The sequence below is a fragment of the Chitinophaga sp. CCNWYY40 genome (assembly GCF_037483205.1).
GTDB lineage: Bacteria > Bacteroidota > Bacteroidia > Chitinophagales > Chitinophagaceae > Chitinophaga > Chitinophaga ginsengisegetis.
Window position 1 is genome coordinate 14,049 of the sequence record NZ_JBBHLF010000005.1, and the last position, 25,021, is coordinate 39,069.

23 protein-coding genes and 1 tRNA gene are annotated in these 25,021 nt (G+C 45.0%); 15 read left to right on the forward strand and 9 right to left on the reverse strand.

The window, feature by feature from the left end; all coding sequences use genetic code 11:
- The first annotated feature begins 9 nt into the window (after window positions 1-9).
- On the forward strand, window positions 10-1,077 hold the full coding sequence (locus V7S65_RS19025; RefSeq protein ID WP_336387900.1) for a DUF262 domain-containing protein: 1,068 nt from the start codon (window positions 10-12) through the stop codon (window positions 1,075-1,077).
- 49 nt (window positions 1,078-1,126) lie between these two features.
- Window positions 1,127-2,077 (forward strand): hypothetical protein, encoded by a 951-nt coding sequence (locus V7S65_RS19030; protein WP_336387899.1) that lies wholly within the window; start codon window positions 1,127-1,129, stop codon window positions 2,075-2,077.
- Between the two features lie 324 nt (window positions 2,078-2,401).
- On the opposite strand, the gene V7S65_RS19035 is transcribed toward V7S65_RS19030, so the two are convergent.
- From V7S65_RS19035 to dnaA, 3 genes are all read right to left on the reverse strand, one after another.
- On the reverse strand, window positions 2,402-2,611 hold the full coding sequence (locus tag V7S65_RS19035) for a hypothetical protein (protein ID WP_336387898.1): 210 nt from the start codon (window positions 2,609-2,611) through the stop codon (window positions 2,402-2,404).
- Between the two features lie 161 nt (window positions 2,612-2,772).
- Window positions 2,773-2,861 (reverse strand) — tRNA-Ser (locus V7S65_RS19040).
- Between the two features lie 193 nt (window positions 2,862-3,054).
- The gene (gene dnaA, locus V7S65_RS19045) at window positions 3,055-4,488 is read right to left on the reverse strand and encodes a chromosomal replication initiator protein DnaA (RefSeq protein ID WP_079469646.1); all 1,434 of its coding nucleotides are present in this window, start codon (window positions 4,486-4,488) and stop codon (window positions 3,055-3,057) included.
- Between the two features lie 552 nt (window positions 4,489-5,040).
- On the opposite strand from dnaA, the gene V7S65_RS19050 reads away from it, so the two are divergent.
- From V7S65_RS19050 to V7S65_RS19065, 4 genes are all read left to right on the forward strand, one after another.
- Window positions 5,041-5,427, forward strand: coding sequence for a DUF3127 domain-containing protein (locus tag V7S65_RS19050; protein WP_079469647.1), 387 nt, complete (start codon window positions 5,041-5,043; stop codon window positions 5,425-5,427).
- A gap of 141 nt (window positions 5,428-5,568) precedes the next feature.
- Window positions 5,569-7,128, forward strand: a complete 1,560-nt coding sequence (locus V7S65_RS19055) for an NAD(P)/FAD-dependent oxidoreductase (RefSeq protein ID WP_336387897.1) — start codon at window positions 5,569-5,571, stop codon at window positions 7,126-7,128.
- Between the two features lie 45 nt (window positions 7,129-7,173).
- Window positions 7,174-8,118 (forward strand): ABC transporter ATP-binding protein, encoded by a 945-nt coding sequence (locus tag V7S65_RS19060; protein ID WP_079469649.1) that lies wholly within the window; start codon window positions 7,174-7,176, stop codon window positions 8,116-8,118.
- Window positions 8,119-8,132: 14 nt separating this feature from the next.
- Complete coding sequence (locus tag V7S65_RS19065; protein WP_079469650.1) at window positions 8,133-9,428, forward strand: ABC transporter permease; 1,296 nt, start codon at window positions 8,133-8,135, stop codon at window positions 9,426-9,428.
- Window positions 9,429-9,472: 44 nt separating this feature from the next.
- Here V7S65_RS19065 and V7S65_RS19070 read toward each other — a convergent pair whose 3' ends face one another.
- Complete coding sequence (locus tag V7S65_RS19070; RefSeq protein ID WP_079469651.1) at window positions 9,473-10,420, reverse strand: NAD(P)H-dependent flavin oxidoreductase; 948 nt, start codon at window positions 10,418-10,420, stop codon at window positions 9,473-9,475.
- 33 nt (window positions 10,421-10,453) lie between these two features.
- Window positions 10,454-11,446: a sugar phosphate nucleotidyltransferase gene (locus tag V7S65_RS19075; protein WP_079469652.1), complete on the reverse strand. Its 993-nt coding sequence runs from the start codon at window positions 11,444-11,446 to the stop codon at window positions 10,454-10,456.
- 138 nt (window positions 11,447-11,584) lie between these two features.
- Here V7S65_RS19075 and glyA point away from each other — a divergent pair, with 138 nt between their 5' ends.
- The 5 genes from glyA to V7S65_RS19100 all read left to right on the forward strand — a co-directional run bounded on the left by glyA (window position 11,585) and on the right by V7S65_RS19100 (window position 15,711).
- The gene (gene glyA, locus V7S65_RS19080; protein WP_079469653.1) at window positions 11,585-12,862 is read left to right on the forward strand and encodes a serine hydroxymethyltransferase; all 1,278 of its coding nucleotides are present in this window, start codon (window positions 11,585-11,587) and stop codon (window positions 12,860-12,862) included.
- A 138-nt stretch (window positions 12,863-13,000) separates the two neighbouring features.
- Complete coding sequence (locus V7S65_RS19085; RefSeq protein ID WP_079469654.1) at window positions 13,001-13,834, forward strand: ABC transporter ATP-binding protein; 834 nt, start codon at window positions 13,001-13,003, stop codon at window positions 13,832-13,834.
- A gap of 7 nt (window positions 13,835-13,841) precedes the next feature.
- Entirely contained in the window at window positions 13,842-14,657 is an 816-nt protein-coding gene (locus V7S65_RS19090) for a hypothetical protein (RefSeq protein WP_336387896.1), read from the forward strand.
- Between the two features lie 12 nt (window positions 14,658-14,669).
- The gene (locus tag V7S65_RS19095) at window positions 14,670-15,041 is read left to right on the forward strand and encodes a GntR family transcriptional regulator (protein ID WP_111576942.1); all 372 of its coding nucleotides are present in this window, start codon (window positions 14,670-14,672) and stop codon (window positions 15,039-15,041) included.
- Between the two features lies 1 nt (window position 15,042).
- Window positions 15,043-15,711 carry a hypothetical protein gene (locus tag V7S65_RS19100; protein ID WP_336387895.1) on the forward strand — a complete coding sequence of 223 codons (669 nt, stop codon included), beginning with the start codon at window positions 15,043-15,045 and terminating at the stop codon, window positions 15,709-15,711.
- Window positions 15,712-15,834: 123 nt separating this feature from the next.
- Here the strand turns inward: V7S65_RS19100 and V7S65_RS19105 are convergent, their stop codons facing one another.
- From V7S65_RS19105 to secA, 4 genes are all read right to left on the reverse strand, one after another.
- Window positions 15,835-17,010 (reverse strand): M20 metallopeptidase family protein, encoded by a 1,176-nt coding sequence (locus V7S65_RS19105; RefSeq protein WP_336387894.1) that lies wholly within the window; start codon window positions 17,008-17,010, stop codon window positions 15,835-15,837.
- The gene (locus V7S65_RS19110) at window positions 16,994-17,434 is read right to left on the reverse strand and encodes an SPOR domain-containing protein (RefSeq protein ID WP_079469659.1); all 441 of its coding nucleotides are present in this window, start codon (window positions 17,432-17,434) and stop codon (window positions 16,994-16,996) included. Before V7S65_RS19110 ends, V7S65_RS19105 begins: the two co-directional genes overlap by 17 nt.
- 30 nt (window positions 17,435-17,464) lie before the next feature.
- A complete protein-coding gene (gene deoC, locus V7S65_RS19115; protein WP_079469660.1) occupies window positions 17,465-18,127 on the reverse strand; it encodes a deoxyribose-phosphate aldolase in 663 nt (220 codons plus the stop codon).
- Window positions 18,128-18,216: 89 nt separating this feature from the next.
- On the reverse strand, window positions 18,217-21,540 hold the full coding sequence (gene secA / locus V7S65_RS19120; protein ID WP_336387893.1) for a preprotein translocase subunit SecA: 3,324 nt from the start codon (window positions 21,538-21,540) through the stop codon (window positions 18,217-18,219).
- Window positions 21,541-21,987: 447 nt separating this feature from the next.
- Between secA and V7S65_RS19125 the strand changes: the two genes are divergently transcribed.
- From V7S65_RS19125 to V7S65_RS19140, 4 genes are all read left to right on the forward strand, one after another.
- Complete coding sequence (locus tag V7S65_RS19125) at window positions 21,988-22,173, forward strand: hypothetical protein (protein ID WP_336387892.1); 186 nt, start codon at window positions 21,988-21,990, stop codon at window positions 22,171-22,173.
- Window positions 22,148-22,477: a hypothetical protein gene (locus tag V7S65_RS19130; RefSeq protein WP_336387891.1), complete on the forward strand. Its 330-nt coding sequence runs from the start codon at window positions 22,148-22,150 to the stop codon at window positions 22,475-22,477. The genes V7S65_RS19125 and V7S65_RS19130 overlap by 26 nt, the downstream gene beginning before the upstream one ends.
- 66 nt (window positions 22,478-22,543) lie before the next feature.
- Complete coding sequence (locus tag V7S65_RS19135; RefSeq protein WP_079469664.1) at window positions 22,544-23,827, forward strand: MFS transporter; 1,284 nt, start codon at window positions 22,544-22,546, stop codon at window positions 23,825-23,827.
- Between the two features lie 23 nt (window positions 23,828-23,850).
- Window positions 23,851-25,014, forward strand: coding sequence for a Gfo/Idh/MocA family protein (locus V7S65_RS19140; RefSeq protein ID WP_079469665.1), 1,164 nt, complete (start codon window positions 23,851-23,853; stop codon window positions 25,012-25,014).
- The last annotated feature ends 7 nt before the right edge of the window (window positions 25,015-25,021 follow it).

Genomic DNA, 25,021 nt, shown 5'->3' on the forward strand with positions numbered 1-25,021 from the left:
CTAAAATGTATGGCTAGAAATATTGCGCCACAAGACGTAACATGGTTTCTTGATTTAAACACGAGAGGTAGGCTAGATTTATCTCCTCCATATCAACGAAGGAGTGTTTGGACAACTAAAGAAAGGAAATATTTCCTAGACACAGTTTTTAATGGATATCCTTGCCCGCCTGTTTTTCTGTATAAATCCATTTCGGATGAAGGAATTTCGACTTTCCATGTGGTTGATGGTAAGCAACGTTTAGAAACTATTATTAATTTTTCCGAAAATAAGCTGATAATCCCAAATGAATACTTTGATACTAATCTGGCGGGGAAAAAATGGAGACAACTCACAACAGAGCAAAAGAAGATTTTCTGGAATTATCAGTTTGCGGTAGAAATGCTTGATGTTGTTGATGCTGCAACGGTAAAAGAAATATTCGGTAGATATAATCGGACTTCGAAGAATTTGGAACCTCAGGAATTAAGACATGCCAAATATGATGGTTGGTTTATAACTAAAGCTGAAGAAGAGGCAAAGAAAAGCGAATGGACAAAATTAGGGATTTCCACTACGGCACGTGCAAGAAGGATGAAGGATGTACAGTTGATGGCCGAATTGATGATCCAAATTTTAAACAATGGAACTCCAATCGGATTTGATCACGACTCAATAGAAGAGTATTTTGCAAAATATGAGTCCCCAAGCGAAGATTTACCAGAATTTTCCGAAGAAGAATTCTCTCAACGATTTGAGTACATTAAAGAGAGCATTTTAGAATTTGAACGTTTGAATCAATCTATTACAAAATTTGCTAAGTCTTCTACTCACTTTTTTACTTTATGGAGTGTTTTAGTTAGCAATAATTCTTTATTGTCTAATATTAACATTCTGGCAAATCGATATAGTGAGTTTATGGGCAGAGTAACAGAAATCTTAAAATCGCCAAATCCAGAAAGCTTACTACAAGGAGAGAATTCAGATTTATACGAGGCCCCTTTTAAATATGCTCAAGACTCAAGAGGAGCAAATACAGAAGAACCACAAAGGAAATCTCGTCATGATATTTTATTGAACTATCTATCACAAGCATGATATGAAAATATCCAGTTCACTTCGAAGTTTATACAAACAGCAATTGGAGGTGAATTCCCAACTTGAAGAAAGGGTTAAGGAATTTATTACCAATAATAAACACGATAATTGGTTTTATAAGGGTAGGATTAAGCAGGAAGAGAGCTTTGCCCAAAAAATGACAACTGGAAGATTTAAACCGGAAGGTTTGGAAGATTTTTTTGCATGTACTTTAGTTGTTGAAAATAAAAAATCGATATCTGCTGCGGTAAGTTTAATTGAAAAACACTGTGATATTGTATATCAAAGACCTGAAAGCTCATCTCAAACTAGCAAATTTCCTGATGCATTTATGTTTGATGATTTAAGATTATATGTGCGGCTCAAGAGCCCTGATTCTAATCCTGAAAAACCATGGAATAAAGTAATTTTTGAAGTGCAAATTAAAACTTTCCTGCAACACGCATGGTCAATAGCTACACATGATTTAATATACAAAGGTGACTCTATCAGCTGGGGAAAGGCTAGACTTGCTTATCAAATTAAGGCAATGCTAGAGCATGCAGAAATATCAATTGAACAAGTAGATGCCATATCTCATTCATCGGATTTGGCAACAATAGATCCGAAAACTCAATCTTGGAAAGACATATTAAATTGGCTCTTGGAAACCTGGCCAAAAGAATTGTTGCCACAAAATATTGTAGGCTTGGTTCAAATTATTTATGATATGATCTATTTTCTTAGAATAAGTATTGAAGACATTAAATCTGCGGTTGAAAAGGATACTTCACTTGGATTGGGTGCTAAAACGATGAATTTATCCCCGTATGAAATCATAGTAAAATCAATTTCTAAACACCACAGTACTCAATTTCTTGCTTTTTTGAATGACACAAATCCAAAAAGGAAAGGAAAAATATTTATAACACCTGAAATGGACTTGCATGAACAGATTAAGAACGCAAATCAACATAGGATAGTATATTCTAGTTTCGGAAACCATGCGCAAGATTCATGAACTATACTAAACTAAATCGAGGTCTACCAATTTGGCAAGATTCTGCTAACATTTTTTGGTAGAAAGCTTAATGGGCAAATTCTGTGGCTGACTTTTTTTTCGATTAATTTTCTAGACTACCCCTCTCATAGTATCAGATTTTGGCTGAGTGATATGCCTTTTTCGTATAAGGATGATCATCATTTTTACCTTACAGTAGGCATTCTTTCAAGAAGAAAGCTAAAGTATAAAGGACTACCGATCCAGAGGAATGCTACCTTCAATTTTCTGGATAGTATGGCTATGAAGAATAGGAACCAACATGTTGATAATGGGTTTAAGCAATTATTTATCATCGCCAGGTTGATTTTTCTTTACTGTCTGTTTTTGCAGATTAACATGTTTAAATAAAATATGGGCGTATCGTCTTAAGGACAATATAGTTTCTTCTGCCTGTTCATCAGGCAAATCCAATCCTGAAAGTTCCCTTAATTTCTCAGGCGTAAGTGGCTCGTGTTTCGGGTCCAAGAGTTTAGCTTTTTTAGGAGTAGGCATGTCCCTGTTTTTAGAAGCACAGATTACATATTAACAAGGGGATTTCGAACCAGGTAACAATTTGATAATTAACCTGTAATAGAGAAAGGGATATAAATGAGCAAAATACTTCGAACTAAAAAGCCTTCAAATCCAAAGACTTGAAGGCTTTTAAATTTCTGCGGAGAGAGAGGGATTCGAACCCTCGATACAGTTTAACCCGTATGACGGTTTAGCAAACCGTTCCTTTCGGCCACTCAGGCATCTCTCCATTATTTCCCTGAAGGGGTTGCAAAAATAGGAAAAGTTTTATATTCTCCAAAAGCAAATTCACTTTTTTACAAAAAAACTTGCCTCCTACTCCAAAAAATCGCCCGAAACCCAATACCCGTAAGGGTGGACATAAAAAAGCCGTGCAGTTGCTGCACGGCTTTTTAAAATAGGTTATCAGGGCTAAGGCGGGCTTACATGGCCGCCAGTTGTACTTTCTGTTGTAATTCAATTACACTGTCACGGAAGTTGTTATCAGTATCCATCAGGTCCTTTACTGTCTGACAGCTGTGGATAACGGTGGTATGATCCCGTCCACCAAAATGTTCACCGATTGTTTTCAGGGAGTTTTTAGTAAATGATTTTGCAAGATACATGGTGATTTGCCGGGCCTGTACAATTTCACGCTTACGTGTTTTTTGCAACAGCTTATCATAAGGCACATCAAAATATTCGCATACCATTTTCTGGATACTCTCGATCGTAATTTCTTTGGAAGATGTTTTTACGAAAGACTTCAATACGCGCTTCGCCAGTTCCAGGTCTATTTCCTTACGGTTCAGCGATGATTGTGCCAGCAGGGAAATTAATGCGCCTTCCAGTTCACGTACGTTTGTCTGGATGTTATAGGCTACATACTTCACTACTTCTTTCGGCATTTCCAATCCATCGTTCCGCATCTTCATCTCCAGGATTTCCATCCGGGTTTCAAAATCGGGAATCTGGATATCAGCGCTTAGTCCCCAGCGGAAGCGGCTCAGTAATCTTTCCTGTACCCCGTCCAGATCTTTAGGCGCCTTATCAGACGTTAAGATCAGCTGCTTGCCGGATTGATGCAGGTGGTTAAAGATAGCGAAGAAGGCGTCCTGTGTTTTCTCTGCGCGGGCAAAGAACTGGATATCATCTACAATCAACACATCTATCAACTGGTAGAAGTGGATAAAGTCGTTGATGATATTGTTTTTGGAATGATCTATAAACTGGTTAATGAATTTCTCTGCACTTACATATAACACCGCTTTGTTAGGATGTATACGTTTTACATCATTGCCTACTGCCTGCGCAAGATGCGTTTTTCCCAAACCTACTCCACCATATATTACCAGCGGGTTAAAAGAGGTGCCACCGGGCTTTTCAGCCACTGTTTTACCTGCACGTCTTGCTACACGGTTACTGTCTCCTTCTACATACGCATCAAACGTATAATTTGGATTTAGCTGCGAGTCAATCTGTACCCTTTTTATACCCGGAATAACAAAGGGATTCTTAACCGGGTTGTGAATCGTTAAAGGAAAATCTACTTCATTGTCTTTCTGAGGTTTGGTAAACTGCGTGGGCATGTTTACTGTTCTGGGATGCTGATGTGGCGTACCGTTCTCTACTACAATGCGATACTCCAACCGGGCTTCTTTACCTAATTCTCTCTTGATGGTTTTTCCTAACAATCCCACATAGTGCTCCTCAAGGTATTCATAAAAGAATTGGCTGGGGACCTGGATGGTTAAAACATTGTTTTCAAGTTTAATGGGTTTAATAGGTTCAAACCATGTCTTAAACGGCTGCCATTCTACTATATCCCTAATTATATTAAGACACTTTTCCCAAACTTGTTCGCAAGTTTTATTCATTGAGATAAAAAAAATTAGTTGTTTCTTAATTAAGGATGCTTAGTTCTCGAATTCGAAATTCCCCAACGCAGGAAGTTGAAAAATTTTCAGACAGGACGACGAATATCTGTAGAAAATGTTGAAAAAAAAAATTTATCTACCCTTGTTTATATTCTCCTGATTACAGAGTACCAAAACTCCTTTTTCCACTACTGCTGTGGCTTTACAGCCCAGACGTGACAAGGTTTTCACTACTATAAACCCCATTGATTAACAGCACCTTTATCTTCTTCATTCTCCTTTTTATCATAAATATGGATATATAATTGATAAAATAATATTGTATCCTTTCTCTCAAAAAAAAACGTTCACTGATAAGTCATGAGATATTCACACTTTTTCGGGAGAGGGTGCAAAACTATGTTAGTATCTCCATTTAAAAAAATGTATTAGGGGATAGTAATTATGAAAGTATTTATTTATATCCGCGCGCACCGGATTAATAAAAAATATTTGTCCGCACTAAGCCGAATACCTTATCTTTGACCCTTCTGAATTTAAAATAATTTTTCTATGAGTTTTGAAATTACCGGAAAGCTGATTGTGAAGTACAACACGGTACAACGTAGCGAAACTTTTAAGACAAGAGAGTTCGTTATTGAGAAGTCCGACGACATCAATGGCCGTGTTATCAACAACTATATAAAGTTTCAGTCGGTGCAAGACCGCACTGGTATTGTTGACCGGTTCAATGAAGGTGAAAACGTTAAAGTTTATTTCAATATCAAAGGCACCAGATGGGAAAAAGATGGTAAAGTAAATTACATCACCAACCTGGATGCATGGCGTATGGAATCTGTTATGGCAGCACCTGCTCCGGGCACAGATCCACAGCCTAACTACAATACTCCTCAGATGCCTGCAGGCGGCGGAGATGGCGGCGACGACCTGCCTTTCTAAGCTGAAAGTATAAAACAAAAGCTATTGAAGCGAAGATAGAAGCGGATAACATCCCCTTGTATCTTCGCTTTACTCGTTTTATACATTACCCCGTATTCACTATCTTTGCAGCAGTTTTAGGATAAACACCTAACCGCTAATATGATACAACAAATATCTCTCAAATTACTGCCGGCCGATGCCGCCTCTCATACACATATCATACAGCACGCCGCTGCCTCACTAAGTGTAAAGCCTGCCGACATTACCGGGTTCAATCTGCTCAAACGCTCTATAGACGCACGTTCCAAACAGGTGTTCTTTGTCCTCACTATACAGGTGTTCATCAATGAACCCTTCGAAGAAAAACAACACACCCATCCGGTATATCCTTCCCTGCCAGCCAATGCACCACGCGTACTCATTGCAGGCGCAGGACCCGCCGGCCTCTTCGCCGCATTGCGACTCATAGAAGCAGGCGTAAAACCAGTTATACTGGAACGCGGTAAAGATGTACGCGCACGACGACGCGACCTCGCCGCCCTCAATAAAACAGGTATCGTAAACCCCGACTCCAACTACTGCTTCGGCGAAGGCGGCGCCGGTACCTACTCCGATGGCAAACTATACACCCGCTCCAATAAACGCGGCGATATTAACCGCATCCTCAACATATTCGTTCACTTCGGCGCAGAAGATAAAATTATGATCGATGCGCACCCGCACATCGGTACCAATAAACTCCCGCATATCATCACCGCTATGCGTGAACAAATTATCAACAGCGGCGGAGAAGTACACTTCGAACAAAAAGTAACCGCCATACAAATCAGCAACGGCGCGGTTACCGGCGTACAAACCGCCACCGGCCAGCTCTTTGAAGGCAAACAACTCATTCTCGCTACAGGCCACTCCGCCCGCGATATATTTATCATGCTCCACCAGCAAAACATTTTGCTGGAAGCCAAACCCTTTGCCCTCGGTGTACGCGTGGAACACCCGCAGGAACTGATCGACAATGCGCAGTACCATTGCCAGGTACGCGGCGAATATCTCCCACCAGCCAGCTACAGCCTTGTAGAACAGGTAGAAGGCCGCGGCGTATTCTCCTTCTGTATGTGCCCCGGTGGCATTATCGCCCCCGCAGCTACTGATCCAGGCGAACTGGTGGTGAATGGCTGGTCGCCTTCCAAACGCAACAACCCCTTCGCTAATTCAGGCATGGTGGTAACGGTAGATGAATCCGACTTCGCACCGTTTGCCCATCACGGCCCGCTCGCAGCCATGTACTTTCAACAGGCTGTTGAAAAACAGGCGTATCACGCCGGCGGCGGCAACTTCGTGGCGCCCGCACAACGCATGACCGACTTTGTCAATAAAAAAGTTTCTGCCTCCCTGCCTGAATGCTCCTATGTGCCGGGCCTCAACAGCACCGATCTGCGCAGCGTATTACCTAAAGTAGTACACCAGCGCCTCGCCGGCGCCTTTAAAGCCTTTGGCCGCAAAATGAAAGGATACTACACTGAAAACGCAGTGCTGGTTGCCACAGAGTCACGCACCTCTTCACCGGTACGCATTCCACGCAACAATGATACACTGGAACATCCGCAGGTAGCTGGTCTTTATCCCTGCGCAGAAGGCGCGGGATATGCCGGAGGAATCGTTTCCGCTGCAATGGACGGGGAGCGCGTGGCCGCCATCATCGCCGCAAAGTTATCATAGAGATATTATGATTATTTATTGGGGATTAATCACTAATTTTTCACCATGAACCTACTCGAAGTTAAACACCTGAAAAAGCATTATGATACCCACAAGGCGGTAGATGATGTTAGCTTTGATATACAGCAGGGCAGCATCTTCGGCTTACTGGGTCCAAACGGCGCCGGTAAAACAACCCTGCTCCGTATGATTACCGGCATCTTCTACCCGGATGAAGGCCAGATCTTTTTCAACGGACAAAAATTTGACCCCGAAAACGATGTGCAGTATATCGGCTATATGCCGGAAGAAAGAGGTCTCTATAAAAAAATGAAGGTAGGTGAACAAACCCTTTATCTTGCCCAGCTCAAAGGTCTCTCCCGGAAAGATGCCGTACAGAAGATCAAATACTGGTTCGATAAATTCGACATCAACTCCTGGTACAATAAACGCGTTGATGAACTCAGTAAAGGCATGCAGCAGAAAGTGCAGTTCATCTCCACCGTGCTGCATCAGCCCCGGCTGCTGATCCTCGATGAACCCTTCTCCGGCCTGGACCCTATCAACTCCAACCTCATCAAACAGGAAATATTCAACCTCAGCCAGCAAGGTACCACCATCATCTTTTCTACCCACCGCATGGAACAGGTAGAAGAAATATGCGATCATATCATGCTGATCAACAAAGGTCATAAAATACTGGATGGCAGCGTAAAACAGATCCAGCAGGACTTTAAACAGGGTCTCTTTAAAGTGGGCCTGGGCACCATGCCCAATCCTGCACAAATGGCTACTTATCACTTTAACATTGTGCAAACACATGATAAGGCGTTTACCGTAAAAATGAATGAAGACAGCAGCACCAACGATATTCTGCTGCATTTCATCCGCCAGGACATTCCTGTTACATATTTTGAAGAAATCCTTCCTTCTATCAACGAGGTATTTATCACCCAGGTACAGCAAACCGAAAACAGCAACGCCCCCGTAGCTGCTTTACCGCTGGCCTGATTAACCTGCTATTTATGGAGAAAATCTGGCTCATTATAAAAAGGGAATTCTTTACCCGCGTACGTAAAAAATCATTCCTCATCACCACACTACTGGTGCCACTGGCCTTTGCCGCCATGATCATTGTGCCTATCCTCTTATCTACTTCTTCCAGCGAACATAAACTCATTGCAGTAGTAGATAAAAGCGGGTTGTTTGAAAATAAGTTCCCCGATTCCAAAGGCGTATATTTCAAATACGTGCAAAACCAGCCTGTCGACAGTCTCAAGCTGCATTACAGTGAACTCGGATATGAAGGAGTCCTGTATATCCCCGATTTCGATATCAACAGACCTTCCGGCTTTGAATTTTATAGCAGCGGCCAGGCAAGCATCACCATAGAAAACAGTATCAACAAGGATATCAACAGCATCATCGAAAAGAAACGCATGGAGCTGCAGGGCATTGAACCTTCCAAAATGGATGAAATCAGGTCTGATGTGGAGGTAACCTTTAAAAACGGGAAGGATGAAAAGAAAGGCAGCTCCTGGGTGTCTTATGGTGTAGGTTATGCCAGTGGATTCATTATCTACTTTGTGCTGTTACTGTTTGGTACCTCTGTTATGAGAGGCGTGATGGAAGAAAAAGTGAGCCGCATTGCAGAAGTGATGATCTCCAGCGTGAAACCTTTCCAGCTCATGATGGGCAAAATTGTAGGTATAGCCGCAGTAGGCCTTCTGCAGTTTTTTATATGGGGCATATTCATTACAGCCATCTATTCCCTGATACCGCTGTTCTTTTCTCCCGAAAGCATGCAGGCAGCTGCTGCACAGGGCAACCCGGCCCAAACAGCCGAAATGGTTCACCGGATGAGAGAAGTAATTGGCAGTATCAACTGGGGTTTACTGGTGCCGTGCTTTGTATTATATTTCCTGGGAGGCTATCTCTTCTACTCCGCCTTGTATGCTGCCATTGGCAGTTTGGTGAATGAAGATGCTTCCGACGTACAACAGCTCACCATTCCTGTAACGGTGCCCATCATCATTGGTATCATGATCATGATGAAAGCGGTACAGGACCCTGGTAGTCCGCTTGCTGTATGGGGCAGTATTATCCCGTTCACATCGCCAATGGTGATGATGGCCCGGCTACCCTATGGAGTTCCCGGCACCGTGCCTTACTGGCAACTGGGATTGTCGTTTGCTTGTTTGATTGGTGGCTTTTTAGGCACTACCTGGTTAGCCGGCAGAATATACCGCACAGGTATCCTGATGTATGGAAAGAAAATTACGCTGAAAGAAGCAATGAAGTGGGTAGTAAGAAAACCATAAAAATTTTGTGAGATGGTTACCGGGGCGGTTGCTCCGGTAACCAATCAGATATCGAGGCTATTTAAATGACGGATGGTTTCCCTGAACTCCGTCCATATTTCTGCTAATACAGTTGCTGCGGGCTTTATATCGTGTATCAGCGCACTTACCTGGCCTATTTCCAGTTCTCCTTCTTCGAGGTTCCCTTCAAACATGCCTGATTTGGCGCGGGCGCGTCCCAGCAAGGTTTTCAGCGCATTCACATCTGCACCGCTATCTTCTGCCTGCTGTACCGCCTGGTAAAAATTATTTTTGATGAGGCGTACCGGCGTCAGCTTCTTTAAACTTAACATGGTATCGCCTTCTCTGGCATTTACCACTGCCTGTTTAAAATTTATATGGGAAGATGCTTCGGGCGTGGCTACAAAACGGCTGCCTACCTGTACGCCGGATGCTCCTAAAGCAAAAGCTGCTGCCATTGCTTTCCCGGAGCCTATGCCTCCGGCTGCAATAACCGGTATTTTCACCTGTTCGCATACCGCCGGGATCAGCACCATTGTGGTGGTTTCTTCGCGGCCGTTATGCCCGCCTGCTTCAAATCCTTCTGCTACCACCGCATCCACGCCGGCGGCTTCGCTTTTTAATGCAAAGGCTGCACTGGATACCACGTGCACTACTTTAATGCCTGCCGCTTTCAGTACCGGTGTCCATGTTTTAGGATTCCCGGCAGAAGTGAATACAATTTGTACCCCTTCTTCCAGGATAATATTTATCAGCTGGTCAATATCCGGGTATAACAACGGTATGTTCACACCAAAAGGCTTATCAGTAGCCTGCTTGCACTTTTGAATATGTTCCCGCAATACGGCAGGATACATGCTTCCTGCGCCAATAAGGCCCAGGCCACCGGCATTACTAACTGCACTGGCTAAACGCCATCCGCTCGCCCAGATCATACCAGCCTGGATAACAGGATATTGAATATTGAATAAGGAAGTGATACGGTTGTTCATAAGCGAATATACTATAGCTTGATGCTGCCGGTATTATCCCAGGTCTATTTCTGTATTGTCGCCTATATTCAGGCTCTGGCTCAATCCGCGGATATTGGCGTCGCTGCCTATCAGGGAAGATTTCAATACTACTTCATACAGGTTACTGAAAGAACCGATAATGGAATCCTTTACAATAGAGTAGTTGATCACCGTATTATCACCAATGGCCACATTAGGGCCGATAATAGCGTTTTTAATATTACAGCCTTCCCCTATGCTTACCGGTGGGATGATGATCGTATTTTCATATGGCAATACGGGATTACTGGCCAGTTTATACTTCTTCAGGAGGATGGCGTTTGTTTCCAGCAACGTGTCTTTCCGGCCACAATCGAACCAGTTGGATACTTTGTAGCCGTTAAACTGCACGCCGTGCTCAATCATACATTCCAATGCATCCGTGAGCTGGAACTCATCATGCGATTTTATCCTGTTGTCGATATTGCTCTGGAGGCAGTCGTACAGCTGCTGCGTTTCCTTGATCTTGTAAAGTCCTACCAGTGCGAGGTTCGACTTAGGGATCTGTGGTTTCTCCACTACGCGGGTAATTTTGCCCTGTTCATCCAGTTCGGCTACACCGAAGTTACGCGGGTCGTCTACTTTCTTCAGGCCCAGCATAGAATAGGGAGAGGCGATCACTTCTTTGAAATCACACTCGCAGATGGTATCGCCCAGTACAATCAGTATTTCATCATTACCTACCACATCGCGGGTAAGGGATAAAGCATGACCGGTACCTTCGCGGCTGTTTTGCTGCACAAAGTGGCAGGTAAGCTGCGGATACTTCTTTTCTACGTAATGCTGGATCTTTTCACCAAGATAACCTACCACAAAAACAAATTCTGTGATACCCGCATCCACCAACTGATCAATAATGATACTGAGAATGGTTCTGCCGGCTAAAGGTATTAATGCTTTAGGCTGTGTATATGTATGTGGACGAAGCTTGGTGCCTGCCCCTGCCACTGGTATTATTGCCTTCATTTAGTGTTGTAGTTAGGATTAGCTATTGCTGCTCGAATGCGGCGAAATTAACATAAAAAGCGGAAAGCATAAAGCAGAAGCCTTTACGCTTGCAATTGATCCGGCTTTAATTTATTTTTGCACCAAATTTAAGGCAACATGCAAAGAGACCAGCAAATATTTGATTTAATCGGCCAGGAGTTGGAGCGTCAGCGCCACGGCATTGAGTTGATCGCATCTGAAAACTTTACCAGCTTACAGGTAATGCAGGCAATGGGACATGTGATGACGAATAAATATGCCGAAGGCTATCCTGGCAGAAGATATTATGCAGGCTGTGAAATTGTGGACCAGAGCGAACAACTGGCTATCGACAGGGCAAAACAAATATTTGGCGCCGCTTATGTGAACGTACAACCTCACTCCGGTGCGCAGGCCAATGCTGCTGTTATGCTGGCGATTCTGCAACCGGGCGATAAAATCCTCGGACTGGACCTGAGCATGGGAGGCCACCTTACCCACGGTTCTTCCGTAAACTACTCCGGAAAGCTCTACCAACCTCATTTCTACGGTGTTAACAAAGAAACAGGACTGGTAGAATATGATAAAATGGAAGAAATTGCCAACCGCGAAAAACCAAAACTGATTGTTTGCGGTGCTTCTGCTTACAGCCGCGACTGGGATTACAAACGTATCCGCGAAATAGCTGACCAGGTAGGCGCTTTTGTACTGGCTGATATTGCACACCCGGCTGGTTTGATTGCCAAAGGCTTACTGAACTCTCCGTTTGCCCATTGCCATTTCGTAACCACTACCACTCATAAAACCCTCCGTGGCCCCCGCGGCGGTATGATTATGATGGGCGCAGATTTCGAAAATCCATTCGGTCTGAAAACACCAAAAGGCGAAACCCGCCTGATGAGCTCTCTCATTGACACTGCTGTATTCCCTGGTATCCAGGGCGGTCCGCTGGAACACGTTATTGCCGCTAAAGCCGTTTCCTTCTTCGAGATCCTGTCTGACGACTACACCGTATACGCCAACCAGATCCTGAAAAATGCGCAGTCTATGGCTAAAAGCTTTGTAGGCAAAGGATATGAAATCATTTCCGGTGGTACGGACAATCACCTGATGCTGATTGACCTCCGCAATAAAAATATCTCCGGTAAAAAAGCCGAACAAACACTGGTAAAAGCCGATATCACCGTAAATAAAAACATGGTACCTTTCGACGATAAATCTGCCTTTGTTACTTCCGGTATCCGTGTGGGCGTTCCGGCTATCACTACCCGTGGTATGAACGAAGGCCACATGGGCCAGATCGTTGACTGGATCGATGCTTTGCTGCTGGATGCTGATAACGAAGGACTGATCCTCAAAGTAAGAGGCGAAGTAAATACCTTTATGCAGCAGTTCCCGCTGTATCCTGAGCTGTAGTTAAAACATACATCTTAATATATAAGAGAGAAAGCCTGAACCAGGGCTTTCTCTTTTTTTTTGCCTTTTATTTTGTAAATCAAAATATACCCTTATCTTTATAGTGTACTAGTTAAGTAGTACACTAAACCACAAGATATGATTAACATCCAATCCCTGACATTCAGCTACCGGAAAAACAAGCCCCTGTTTGAAAACTTACAGCTACGGCTGGAAGCAGGACATATTTATGGTTTGCTTGGAAAAAACGGTGCGGGCAAATCCACGCTCCTGAAACAAATGGCCGGCTTACTATTCCCCGACAGCGGCACCTGTGAGGTACTGGGCTACCCGTCTGCTAAAAGGCAACCCGCCTTCCTCCGGGAGATATTCCTTGTACCGGAAGAGTTCTATCTCCCGAAAGTAAGTGTGAAAAGATATGTAAACACCTACGCCCCTTTTTATCCCAACTTCGATGAAGCCGCGTTTTACAACTATCTCAAAGAATTTGAAATTCCAAAGGATCAGCAGTTAACGGAAATGTCGTACGGACAAAAGAAGAAAGTACTGATCAGTTTTGCCCTGGCCGCCAACACCAAAGCGCTGATCATGGACGAACCTACCAACGGCCTGGACATCCCCTCCAAAAGCCAGTTCCGTAAAGTGATTGCAGCCGCAGTGAGCGACGATAAATGTATTGTGATTTCCACACACCAGGTGCGTGACCTGGATAACCTCATCGACAGTATCGTGATCATTGATGACCACAAAATTATTTTCCGGGAAGATGTACAAACGGTGACGGATAAACTGAGTTTCAAAACCGTGAGCAGGATCGAGGAAACTACCGGTGTTCTCTTCGCCGACAGTAACCTGCGCGGGCACACCGTCATTACCCGCAACGCAGGCCAGGAACAAAGCAAAATAGATATGGAGCTGCTGTTTAATGCCATCCTCACCAATCATAAACCCATCCAGGAAATATTCAACTGATTAACACATGCAACCAAATAATGTATTCAATGTTCGTCGTATGCAGTTATACCTGCAAAAACACTTTACCGATCATTACCGCTTCTACGGAATGGGCATGCTGGTCATATTCGGGCTAATGACCGGCATCGCGGTTTTAATGATACTGGTAGCCCGCGAACCCTTCCGCCGCATGAGTGAGCTGGTTCCTTTCTATTATATCGGGTTGTTCCTGGGTGGTTTGCTCTTCACCAGCAGGGCTTTCAATGAACTGGGTAGTAAAGAAAAAGGAGTGGATTTCCTGATGTTGCCAGCCTCCCAGTTTGAGAAATTCATCACCCTGTTCCTCATCAGCAGTATAGGCTACCTGTTATTTTACCACATCAGCAGCTATCTCAGCTTTAAAATTATTGAAGGCGCACAATTAACAGCCCTCAATCAAAAAATCGAAAGAAACTACGATTTCCTGGACAACCCGAAAGAAAAGGTATACGTCTATTACGGCTACGTCATCCTGCAGGCAGCATTTTTACTTGGCGCCACCTATTTCCATAAGTACAGTTTTATCAAAACAATGTTATCCGTTTTCATATTTGGTTTTGCATTATGGCTTATTAACTGCATTATTGTTACCCTCATCTTCGGGTTCGGACAGGAGTTCTGGAAAAGATCGGTGCCATTCCTGCTGGTCGCCAAACAGGAAGTCGGGCCCTCTTCCTGGCATAGTACGGTATACCTGATCCCGGAATGGTTGCGAAACACTTACCTCTTTACAATAAAATTTGTGATAGCACCTGTACTCTGGACCATTGCCTATTTCCGGTTGAAGGATCAAGAAATTTAAAAACTTAGCGAAATGGAATTCAAAGATACACAGGCAATATATATACAGATCGCGGACTATATCTGCGAACAGATATTGCTTACCAAATGGCAGCCGGAAGAACGTATTCCTTCTGTAAGGGAACTGGCGGTTTCGCTGGAAGTAAATCCCAACACAGTAATGCGCACCTGCGAGCTCCTGCAGCAACAGGAAATTATTCAGAATAAAAGAGGGATCGGCTACTTTATCAGCGGAGACGCCGTGAAGAAAATAAAGCAATTCAAAAAAGATACTTTTATCCGCAATGAATTACCAAGTTTCTTCCGCAGCATGTACCTGCTGGATATGGACCTCGATGAACTGAAACCTCATTTTGAGAAATTCAAAAAATCAAACTTCAATTAACATGACAACCAGCAATAAATTACTATTAGGTTTTTCAGGCGTACTGGTGTTACTCATGCTGTTTTCTGCCATTTTACTAAAAGCCAACTACAATAAAGGCATCACCAATACAGAGAACCACCAACCACAGCAGGACCCGGACTATGCAAAAGTTACCCTGCCTGCCTTCAAAGCGCTGGTGCTGAAAAACACTGCTGCAATTAATGAAAAACACGAGGCCACTATCTATGTCCGTGAATCGCCGGAATATCACCTCGAATTCTATAAGAACGCTACTTACAATATGTCGGGCGACACCCTTATAGTGGAGATCAGCAAGTCACGTGACATCACGCTATACGCTCCGGCCATGAGCTATATCGACAACAGAAGTGATTACGGCATCAGCCTCTCGGATATTAAATCGCCCAGCCTGGAAATTAACGCAGGCAACGATGTACGGACCTTTATGATCAGTACAAAAATTAATTCTTTTGCCTATACGGGTGGGAAAAACAATACGCTTGAAGTAAATGAAGATAATATACTGGACTCTGTGAAAGTAACGATGGATAAACGTGGTTCACTCTACTTTTATGCGCCGTATCAGTCAGGGGAATTCAGGGTAGATAGTTTAGACAACCTGAATATAACCGGCAAGTCGTTACAAAGTTTAAAACGGATTAACTAATGATTAGCAATAAATTCTATCAATGCATAAACCTGTTTTCTAACCGGTTTTAAATTACATAACAAGTTTTTGTGTTAAAAATGAACGTCCCGATTTTCATCGGGACGTTGCTGTTATATCTTTTTAAAACTGCGTAGCCAGGTAGGCCATCGTTCCAATGCCTATCTCTATTGCATGTTCATCTACATCAAAAGTAGGGGTATGCACACCGGAAGTAATTCCACGGGCCACATTGCCGGTACCCAACCGGAAGAAACAGGCAGGTACTACCTGGGAGTAAAACGCAAAATCTTCTGCGCCCATCCTGATTTCTGTATCACCTACTGCTTCCGCGCCCAGGTAATCGGTAGCAAAGCCGCGGGCTTTGGTGGTCACTTCTTCATTATTATATAAAGTAGGATAACCCACTAATATTTCAATATCAATGCCGGCGCCCATCGCTTCGGCAATACCTATTGCCTGTTTGCGGATCAGCTCGTGCGCTTTAAACCGCCAGGTTTCATCCATTGCCCTGAAAGTACCCATCAGCTTCACTTCGCTGGGGATCACGTTGGTAGTGAATCCGCCATTGAAAGCACAGATAGATAATACAGAAGGAGAAAAAGGATTGTTGTTACGGGAGATGATCTGCTGTAAGCTTACCACCAGTTGAGATGCTACCAGGATAGTATCTACTGTAAGATGTGGCTGCGCGGCATGGCCGCCTTTTCCTTTGATGGTAATATAAATTTCATCGGCACTGGCCATATACTTACCGGCATGAAATCCCAGCTTGCCGGCTTCCATAGAGGGATGCACATGCAATCCCAGGATAGCATCCGGGCGGGGATTTTCAAGGGCGCCTTCTTCAATCATGATGCTGGCGCCGCCGGGGTGTTTTTCCTCACCTGGCTGGAACAGCACTTTGATGGTGCCTTCAAACTGATCTTTTAATTCATTTAATATTTTAGTAGCGCCCAGTACCACGGAAGTATGTACATCATGTCCGCAGGCATGCATTACGCCTACGTTGGTAGATTTATAGGGCACGTCGTTGGCTTCAGTGATCGGCAGTGCGTCCATATCTGCACGCAATGCGATGGTTTTGGAGGCCGGGTTCTTTCCTTCTATCAGCGCAATGATGCCGGTGCCGGCAATACCTGCTTTGAAGGGAACGCCGAAGGCGTTTAACTGCTGTTGGATATAAGCAGTGGTTTCAAATTCCTGGAAGGATAGTTCCGGGTGGGAATGGAGATGTCTCCTGATGGCAGTAAATTCAGGAGCATATGCCTTTGCCAGCTCTTTAATACGGTTCTTCATTCGATAGTTCTTTATCCAGTGACACGTTAATAATGGCAGGTACTACAAATACACCACCTGCAAACAGGTCGGATAATTTGTCCCGTAATTCAGCTGCTTCTTCACGGGTTTTAAAATCGCCTACGCGCACTTTAAAATAGGGGGCCTGGTAATCGAGATAAGTGCGGTAGTCGCCAAAAAGCTGCATCACTTTTGCTTTGGCTTCATTGGCATCACCGCGTTTGTTAGTAGAAATTACCTGTACCCGGAAACCGGACTGGTTGCGGATGGCCAGGGTATTAATGTAGATCTGTTTTTTAATCAGCACGTCCAAACGACTATCTTTCACCACTCTCACATTTCCGTTGCCGGCGATTGCATTGTCCTGCGCCATGGCCACACCACTCCCCAACAGACAGCATACCAGGATGAATAACTTTTGCATGAATACGGTATAATTAACTATGAATAATCGTTACTGAGCTTCCTTGCTTTCTTTTACAATGTTCACGCTGGCACTGGCCCCGATCCGGGTAGCGCCGGCATCTATCAGCTCTTTCGCAAAAGCAAAGGTACGAATACCTCCGGAAGCTTTTATTTGTATGTTGGCCGGCAAATTAGCACGCATCAGCTTTACGGCTTCCACGGTAGCGCCTCTTTCTGCATATCCCGTGGATGTTTTCATGAAATCCACGCCATACTTCGCATACAGCTGACAACACTGCACAATTTCTTCTTCCAATAATATGCCACTTTCAATGATAATCTTAATCACCTTCTTCTTCTCCCGCACCAGGTACATGATATTGGCGATCTCTTTTTCGAGATATTCCCAGTCTTTGTTTTTGATAGCGGAGATATTGATCACCACGTCCAGTTCATCGGCGCCGTCTACAATAGCCAGTACCGTTTCCGCTACTTTGGCTTCAATAGCGGAATAGCCGAAAGGAAAGCCGATAACGGTGGCAATTTTGGTATTGGTGGCGCCCAGGAATTGTTTGGCCAGCTTCACATATAACGGGGGCACACAGGCCGCTGCAAAATCGTATTCCACGCACTGCATGCACAACTGTTTAACATCTTCCAGCGTGGTGGTGGGCTTCAATACGGTATGGTCTATATAGCGGTTAATCTCCATTATTCATTTACTTGATTACAGGGCGAAATTAATGCAAAACGGATTACGTTGCCGTAATCCGTTCTGATATCATTTCCAGGTTGGTTCGCTTAAGCGTTCTTACCGTGGCATTGTTTGTATTTTTTACCGCTACCACAGGGGCAAAGATCATTACGACCTATTTGTGGTCCCTGGTGGCGGATTGGCTCTGCTTTTACTTCTTCAGCCATTTGAACTTCCGGGCCGGCGCTCTGGTGACTACCGTTTTCCGCCAGTTCCTCATGAGAAGCACGCATGCGGCTCATATCGGTTTTTTCTTCACGGCCTTCACGGATTTCCGGAGCAGCTTCCTGTTCCTGGTTGCTTACGGGGATACCGCATTTGGTCAGGAAGGAAACGATATCGCGGCTGGTTTCACCGTCCATTGCCTTGAACAGGTTGAATGCCTCAAATTTATAGATCAGTAACGGATCTTTCTGTTCGTATACCGCGCTCTGTACAGACTGTTTCAGATCATCCATTGCACGCAGGTGCTCTTTCCATGATTCATCGATCAAAGCCAGGGTGATGCTGCGTTCCAGGGCATTCATGGTTTCATGACCCTTGGTTTCCACTACCTTCTGCAGGTTAGCCAGTACGTTGATACCTTTTTTACCATCGGTAAATGGTATAGAGATATTTTCGATCTGATGGCCCTGTTCCTGGTAAATACGTTCTATTACCGGTAAGGTGTTGCTGATCAAATCATTTACCTTACGTGTATAGTTATCTTTTCCTTCGAAATACAGCTTGTTGGCCAGGTTAGGAATATCTGTCTTGGCCAGTTCTTCACTGGTAATTTTTGTATCGATGGAGAAGTTCATGATAGCATCCATCTTGAAAGCTTCATAATCTCCGCTGGCTTTATGGGTAGACACCATATTTTCCGCTACATCATAGAAGGCGTTGTCGATATCTATTGCCAGGCGTTCGCCAAACAGGGCGTGATTACGTTTTGCGTAGATCACTGTACGCTGTTTATTCATCACATCATCATACTCCAGCAAACGCTTACGGATACCGAAGTTATTCTCTTCCACTTTCTTCTGCGCCCTTTCAATGGAACGGGTAATCATGCTGTGCTGGATCACTTCTCCTTCCTTATAACCCATACGGTCCATAAGGCCGGCAATACGTTCTGAACCAAACATGCGCATCAGGTCATCTTCCAGGGAAACGAAGAACTGTGAAGTTCCCGGATCACCCTGACGACCGGCACGACCACGCAGCTGGCGGTCAACACGACGGCTTTCATGTCTTTCTGTACCAATGATCGCCAACCCGCCGGCTTCTTTCACGCCGGGTCCGAGTTTGATATCCGTACCACGACCCGCCATGTTGGTAGCGATGGTCACGGCTCCGGGCAAACCTGCTTCCGCAACGATTTGTGCTTCACGGGCGTGCTGTTTCGCATTCAGTACATTATGCGGCACTTTTTCGAAGGTGAGCATTTTGCTCAGCAACTCAGACACTTCCACGGAGGTAGTACCTACCAGTACGGGGCGTCCTTTTGCCTGCAACTGCTTGATTTCTTCGATAACTGCTTTGTATTTGTCTCTCTTTGTTTTGTATACAAGATCTTCCGCATCTACACGGGAAATAGGAACGTTGGTAGGAATAGTTACCACATCCAGTTTGTAGATTTCCCAGAGCTCACCGGCTTCTGTGGAGGCTGTACCGGTCATACCGGCCAGCTTATGATACATACGGAAGAAGTTCTGCAGGGTGATAGTGGCAAATGTTTGGGTGGCAGCTTCCACTTTTACATTTTCCTTTGCTTCAATAGCCTGGTGCAATCCATCTGAGTAACGGCGGCCATCAAGGATACGACCGGTTTGCTCATCCACGATCTTCACTTTACCATCCATTACCACGTACTCTACATCTTTATCAAATAAAGTGTATGCTTTCAGCAACTGCTGTACGGAGTGGATACGGTCTGACTTAGCGGCAAAGTCCTGCAGTAATACATCTTTACGTTGCAGTTTTTCTTCGGGCGTCAGCGACAGCTTTTCAATTTCGGCCAGTTCAGTTCCTACATCCGGGAGGATAAAGAAGTTCGCATCTTCTCCGCCCTGGGTGATCAGGTGAATACCTTTATCGGTGAGATCTACACTGTTTTGTTTTTCTTCAATAGCGAAGAACAGCCCTTCATCTACTTTTGGCATTTCGCGTTGCTGATCTGCCAGGTAGTAGTTTTCCGCTTTCTGCAATAATACCCTGTTACCGGGTTCGCTGAGATATTTGATCAGTGCACTGCTCTTTGGCAAGCCTCTCCAGGCGCGCATCAGGGCCAGTCCACCGGTTTTTGGATCATCTTTACCTTCTGCAATAAGTTTCTTTGCTTCCTGCAGGTATTGGTTGGTTGCTTTCTTCTGCATTTCCACCAGGTATTCGATACGTGGTTTTAATGCGTGGAATTCCTGTTCTTCACCGCGGGGGATAGGGCCGGAAATGATCAACGGGGTACGGGCATCATCCACCAGTACGCTATCCACCTCATCCACCATTGCGTAATGGTGTTTACGTTGTACCATTTCATCCGGGTTGTGTACCATGTTATCACGGAGGTAGTCAAAACCGAATTCATTGTTGGTACCGTAGGTAATGTCCGCCAGGTAAGCGTTACGGCGGTCTGGTGTATTGGGTTGATGTTTATCGATACAGTCTACTGTAATATCGAGGAATTCGAAAAGAGGTCCGTTCCACTCAGAGTCACGACGAGCCAGGTAATCATTCACCGTTACGATGTGTACGCCTTGTCCTGCCAGTGCATTGAGATAAGCGGGAAGGGTAGATACCAGGGTTTTACCTTCACCCGTAGCCATTTCGGCAATTTTACCCTGATGCAGTACGGTACCACCGATCAGCTGAACATCATAGTGTACCATGTTCCAGGTAACCATGCTGCCGGCTGCACTCCAGCTGTTTTTCCAGATGGCCTTATCACCATCAATGGTCACGTAATCCTTTCTCACAGCGAGCTGGCGATCGAGGTTGGTAGCAGTTGCAGTCAGTGTGGTATTATTGGTAAAACGGCGGGCTGTTTCTTTTACTACGGCAAAAGCGGCGGGCAGCAATTCTTTCAGCACTACTTCCAGTTGCTTGTCGCGGTCTTTTTTAAGAATATCTATTTCCTGGTATATCGTGTCTTTTGCGGTTACATCTTCCTCTTCATCTGCGCCGGCCTGTTTTTCCGCTATTTCTTTATCAATAGTGGCGAGATGCTCAGCGATGCGTGCGCGGAATTCCTGCGTTTTGTGGCGCAGCTCATCGATAGGCAGGGATTGCAGTTTTTCGTACTCCTCATTAATCTGCTGCACCACCGGAGAGATGGATTTAATATCCCTTTCTGATTTATTCCCTCCAAATAGCTTTGATAAAAAACCTAACATGTTAAATGTTTAATTACGAATTACGATTTCTATTTATTGTAACCTGATCCCATCCAGGCAGCGTGTATCAGTTGATAGATTCCTGCTTCACCAGCCTGTGGCACAAAGGCTGCGGGCTTCGTCAGTTGGATAGACGGCATCCAGATTACTCAAATATTGTGCTTGTTAAAGACAAACTGTCAAGGTGTCAGTTTTACAGCCCGCCCCGGCAAGGCCTGTAAAAGTAGGAATAAATTCGGTGATTCAAGGGGGATTTTGAAGGGATTTTCCATTTTGCCGCAATCAATTAACATATCCTTGATATTTGCGGTGAAAGTTACTGGTGTAGCCACTCCCGCAAGAAAACCCGGGATCCTTTTTTACTGACCCGTCCCGGTCTTTTTCAGGTATTTGTAAATACTATACCGAGCTAATTCCCGGAAATTATACAGCAAACGCCAGTGGATAATGACAACCCGGAAGGTGGCGCCACGCGGCAAAACACTGCCGCCTGAAAGCAGGGAACCCGCCACCCGCCGGGTTATTTGTTTAGGAGGCATTGCCCAAATTGGCAGTACCACTGCTGCAAGGGTTCCGGTTTCCATCTGCCAAAATACCAGTACCAGTCATGGTGCGGGGGAAGATCCGGCATAAAAAACGGCGGGAGGCGTCTGTCTTTCGTCAACGCCTGTACGTAGTTACTGCCGTTGGTGTGGTGAAATATGCTGTGCATGGAGCATACGAAGGGAAAACATCTGCCCTTACTTTTATAAGTAACACATTAAATCCCTGTAACCTCCACCCCGGAAGCATTCCGGCACTTCTTCCCCGGCAAACCGCTTATCATAAAATACGACCAGATGTAAGCCCGGCTTCCCGCCGGGATTGCTGGCCGGTGCTTGAAAAGAAAATTTTCAAAAAAAATGCCCGTCGTCCATATAAAAAGATGGAAATATGAAAATACTTTTTATAAATTTAAAGGTTTAATAGCCGTTTTAACTTATTTACACAAACATCCACGTTTATGGCAAATGCAATTCAGCCGCAAAAATTGTTCGTAGCAAGCTGTATGGCGCTACTGGTAACATCATTATCTTTTGGCATCCGTGCCGGAATATTAAGCCGCTTAGGCGTTGAGTTCCATCTGGATACCAAACAACTGAGCATCATTGCGGGAACTGCTTTCTGGGGATTCCCGCTGGCAGTAATTATAGGAGGATTCATTGTAGATGCCATAGGCATGAAACGGTTGCTGTTGGCAGCTTTTATCCTGCACCTGCTGGGTATTGTGCTGACGGTATTTGCGAACGGTTTTTGGTCGCTGTTCATTTCCACCCTGTTTATCGGTATGGCCAACGGTACCGTGGAAGCGGCGTGTAATCCACTGGTGGCCACTATTTTCCCGGCCAACAAAACTACCAAGCTGAATCACTTTCACCTGTGGTTCCCCGGCGGTATCGTAGTAGGTACCCTGCTGGTGTTTTTACTTACCAAAATTGGCCTCATCTGGCAGCTGCAGGTAGCCACTATGGTGATCCCTACCCTGATCTATGGTTATCTTTTTATGAAGCTCGACTTCCCCGTTACGGAAAGGGTGGCAGCCGGCGTTTCTTCTGCACAGATGTACAAATCTGTATTAAGCCCCCTGTTCATCGTGATGTTTATCCTGATGTTTGGCACCGCCATCACAGAGCTTTTCACCGGACAGTGGATTGAAGTATTGCTGAAAAATGTAACCGAAAACTCCATTCTTATACTGGCGTTAACAGCGGGTGTACAGGTGCTGGGAAGAGGTATCGCCGGCCCGGTGGTACATAAAATTTCTCCTACCGGCGTTTTACTTATTTCTGCGATTTTATCCGCTTTGGGCTTATATTTACTTTCCCATGTATCAGGCAATATGGTATTTGTGGCAGCCTTTATCTTTGGTATGGGCGTTACTTATTTCTGGCCAACCATGCTGGGTTTTGTATCAGAAAACATTCCCGAATCAGGTGCGCTGGGTATGAACCTGATGGGCGGCGCCGGTATGTTCGCCGTATCTGTATACATGTATTTTATGGGTGGTTTCTACGATAGCATCATCGTAAAACAACTGCCTGCCGGAGCATCCCTGGATGCGTACCGCTCCGCTGCACCCGGCTCTGCTGAAGCTACCGCTTTCAGCCAGGCCACCGCAGTAGCCGGCCCGGAAATTATTAACGCTACCCTGGTAATACCCGTTATCCTGATTGTGGCTTTCACAGGACTTTTCTTTTACATGCGCAGCCGCAAAAAAGTAGAAAAAGCACACGTTCAAATAGTATAAATTATAAAACGATAATTGTAAATATGACACGGAAACTTAGAATGGGAATGATAGGAGGCGGTAAGGATGCCTTCATTGGTGCAATTCACCGTATTGCAGCTAATATGGACGGACTGATTGAGCTGACTGCGGGCGCCCTCAGCATTAATAATGACGTCGCGGTAGAATCAGGTAAAATGTTGTTCCTCGACCCGGAACGTACTTACCTCGATTTTAAAACCATGCTGGAAAATGAAGCAAAAATGCCGGCAGATAAACGGCTGGACTTCGTAACCATCGTTACGCCAAACTTCGCCCATTTTGAACCTGCCATGATGGCGCTGGACCTGGGTTTCAACGTAGTTATCGAAAAACCGATCACGTTTTCCCTCGACGAAGCCAAACAATTAAAAGCAAAAGTAGAAGCCACCGGTTTAACACTTTTACTCACACATACCTACACCGGCTACCCCATGGTGAAACAAGCCAGGCAGATGGTGAAAGACGGCGCACTGGGCAAAATCCGTAAAGTATGGGTGGAATACCCACAGGGATGGCTCAGCAAACTGAGTGAAAGAGAAGGCAATGCGCAGGCAGCCTGGAGAACAGATCCTAAAAAATCAGGCAAAAGCGGCTGTATGGGCGACATCGGTACCCACGCAGCTAACCTGGCAGAATATATCAGCGGCGCCAAAATTGAAAAATTATGCGCTGATCTTAACATCATGGTGCCAGGCCGCGCACTGGACGATGACGGCGCTGTACTGCTCCGCTTCGACAATGGCGCTGCCGGCGTATTAATGGCATCGCAGGTGGCAGCCGGCGAGGAAAACGCCCTGAAGATCCGTGTATACGGCGAAAAAGGCGGCCTCGAATGGGCACAGCATGAACCCAATACCCTCCTCGTAAAATGGCTGGATAAACCCACCGAAATTTACCGCGCGGGTGGTGGATACAACTTCCAGTCGTCCTACATGACCCACAATACCCGCACTCCAGGCGGCCATCCGGAAGGATACCTGGAAGCATTCGGTAACCTGTACCGCAACTTCGCGCAAACTTTATCTGCTAAAATCGATGGTGTTCAGCCATCCCCGGAATCACTGGATTTCCCGGGTACAGAAGAAGGCGTACGTGGTATGGCGTTCATCGATAACGTAGTACGCTCTTCACAAAGCGATGCTAAATGGACTAACTTCGAGATATAGTATTCAT

Coding starts and splice junctions, on each gene's coding strand:
- V7S65_RS19095 (WP_111576942.1), top strand. CDS start 14,670: ATGGAATTCAAAGATACACAGGCAATATATATACAGATCGCGGACTAT.
- V7S65_RS19105 (WP_336387894.1), bottom strand. CDS start 17,010: ATGAAGAACCGTATTAAAGAGCTGGCAAAGGCATATGCTCCTGAATTT.
- V7S65_RS19025 (WP_336387900.1), top strand. CDS start 10: ATGGCTAGAAATATTGCGCCACAAGACGTAACATGGTTTCTTGATTTA.
- V7S65_RS19090 (WP_336387896.1), top strand. CDS start 13,842: ATGCAACCAAATAATGTATTCAATGTTCGTCGTATGCAGTTATACCTG.
- V7S65_RS19055 (WP_336387897.1), top strand. CDS start 5,569: ATGATACAACAAATATCTCTCAAATTACTGCCGGCCGATGCCGCCTCT.
- dnaA (WP_079469646.1), bottom strand. CDS start 4,488: ATGAATAAAACTTGCGAACAAGTTTGGGAAAAGTGTCTTAATATAATT.
- V7S65_RS19100 (WP_336387895.1), top strand. CDS start 15,043: ATGACAACCAGCAATAAATTACTATTAGGTTTTTCAGGCGTACTGGTG.
- V7S65_RS19130 (WP_336387891.1), top strand. CDS start 22,148: ATGGTGCGGGGGAAGATCCGGCATAAAAAACGGCGGGAGGCGTCTGTC.
- V7S65_RS19125 (WP_336387892.1), top strand. CDS start 21,988: ATGACAACCCGGAAGGTGGCGCCACGCGGCAAAACACTGCCGCCTGAA.
- V7S65_RS19070 (WP_079469651.1), bottom strand. CDS start 10,420: ATGAACAACCGTATCACTTCCTTATTCAATATTCAATATCCTGTTATC.
- V7S65_RS19035 (WP_336387898.1), bottom strand. CDS start 2,611: ATGCCTACTCCTAAAAAAGCTAAACTCTTGGACCCGAAACACGAGCCA.
- V7S65_RS19140 (WP_079469665.1), top strand. CDS start 23,851: ATGACACGGAAACTTAGAATGGGAATGATAGGAGGCGGTAAGGATGCC.
- secA (WP_336387893.1), bottom strand. CDS start 21,540: ATGTTAGGTTTTTTATCAAAGCTATTTGGAGGGAATAAATCAGAAAGG.
- V7S65_RS19060 (WP_079469649.1), top strand. CDS start 7,174: ATGAACCTACTCGAAGTTAAACACCTGAAAAAGCATTATGATACCCAC.
- V7S65_RS19075 (WP_079469652.1), bottom strand. CDS start 11,446: ATGAAGGCAATAATACCAGTGGCAGGGGCAGGCACCAAGCTTCGTCCA.
- V7S65_RS19065 (WP_079469650.1), top strand. CDS start 8,133: ATGGAGAAAATCTGGCTCATTATAAAAAGGGAATTCTTTACCCGCGTA.
- V7S65_RS19050 (WP_079469647.1), top strand. CDS start 5,041: ATGAGTTTTGAAATTACCGGAAAGCTGATTGTGAAGTACAACACGGTA.
- deoC (WP_079469660.1), bottom strand. CDS start 18,127: ATGGAGATTAACCGCTATATAGACCATACCGTATTGAAGCCCACCACC.
- glyA (WP_079469653.1), top strand. CDS start 11,585: ATGCAAAGAGACCAGCAAATATTTGATTTAATCGGCCAGGAGTTGGAG.
- V7S65_RS19135 (WP_079469664.1), top strand. CDS start 22,544: ATGGCAAATGCAATTCAGCCGCAAAAATTGTTCGTAGCAAGCTGTATG.
- V7S65_RS19110 (WP_079469659.1), bottom strand. CDS start 17,434: ATGCAAAAGTTATTCATCCTGGTATGCTGTCTGTTGGGGAGTGGTGTG.
- V7S65_RS19085 (WP_079469654.1), top strand. CDS start 13,001: ATGATTAACATCCAATCCCTGACATTCAGCTACCGGAAAAACAAGCCC.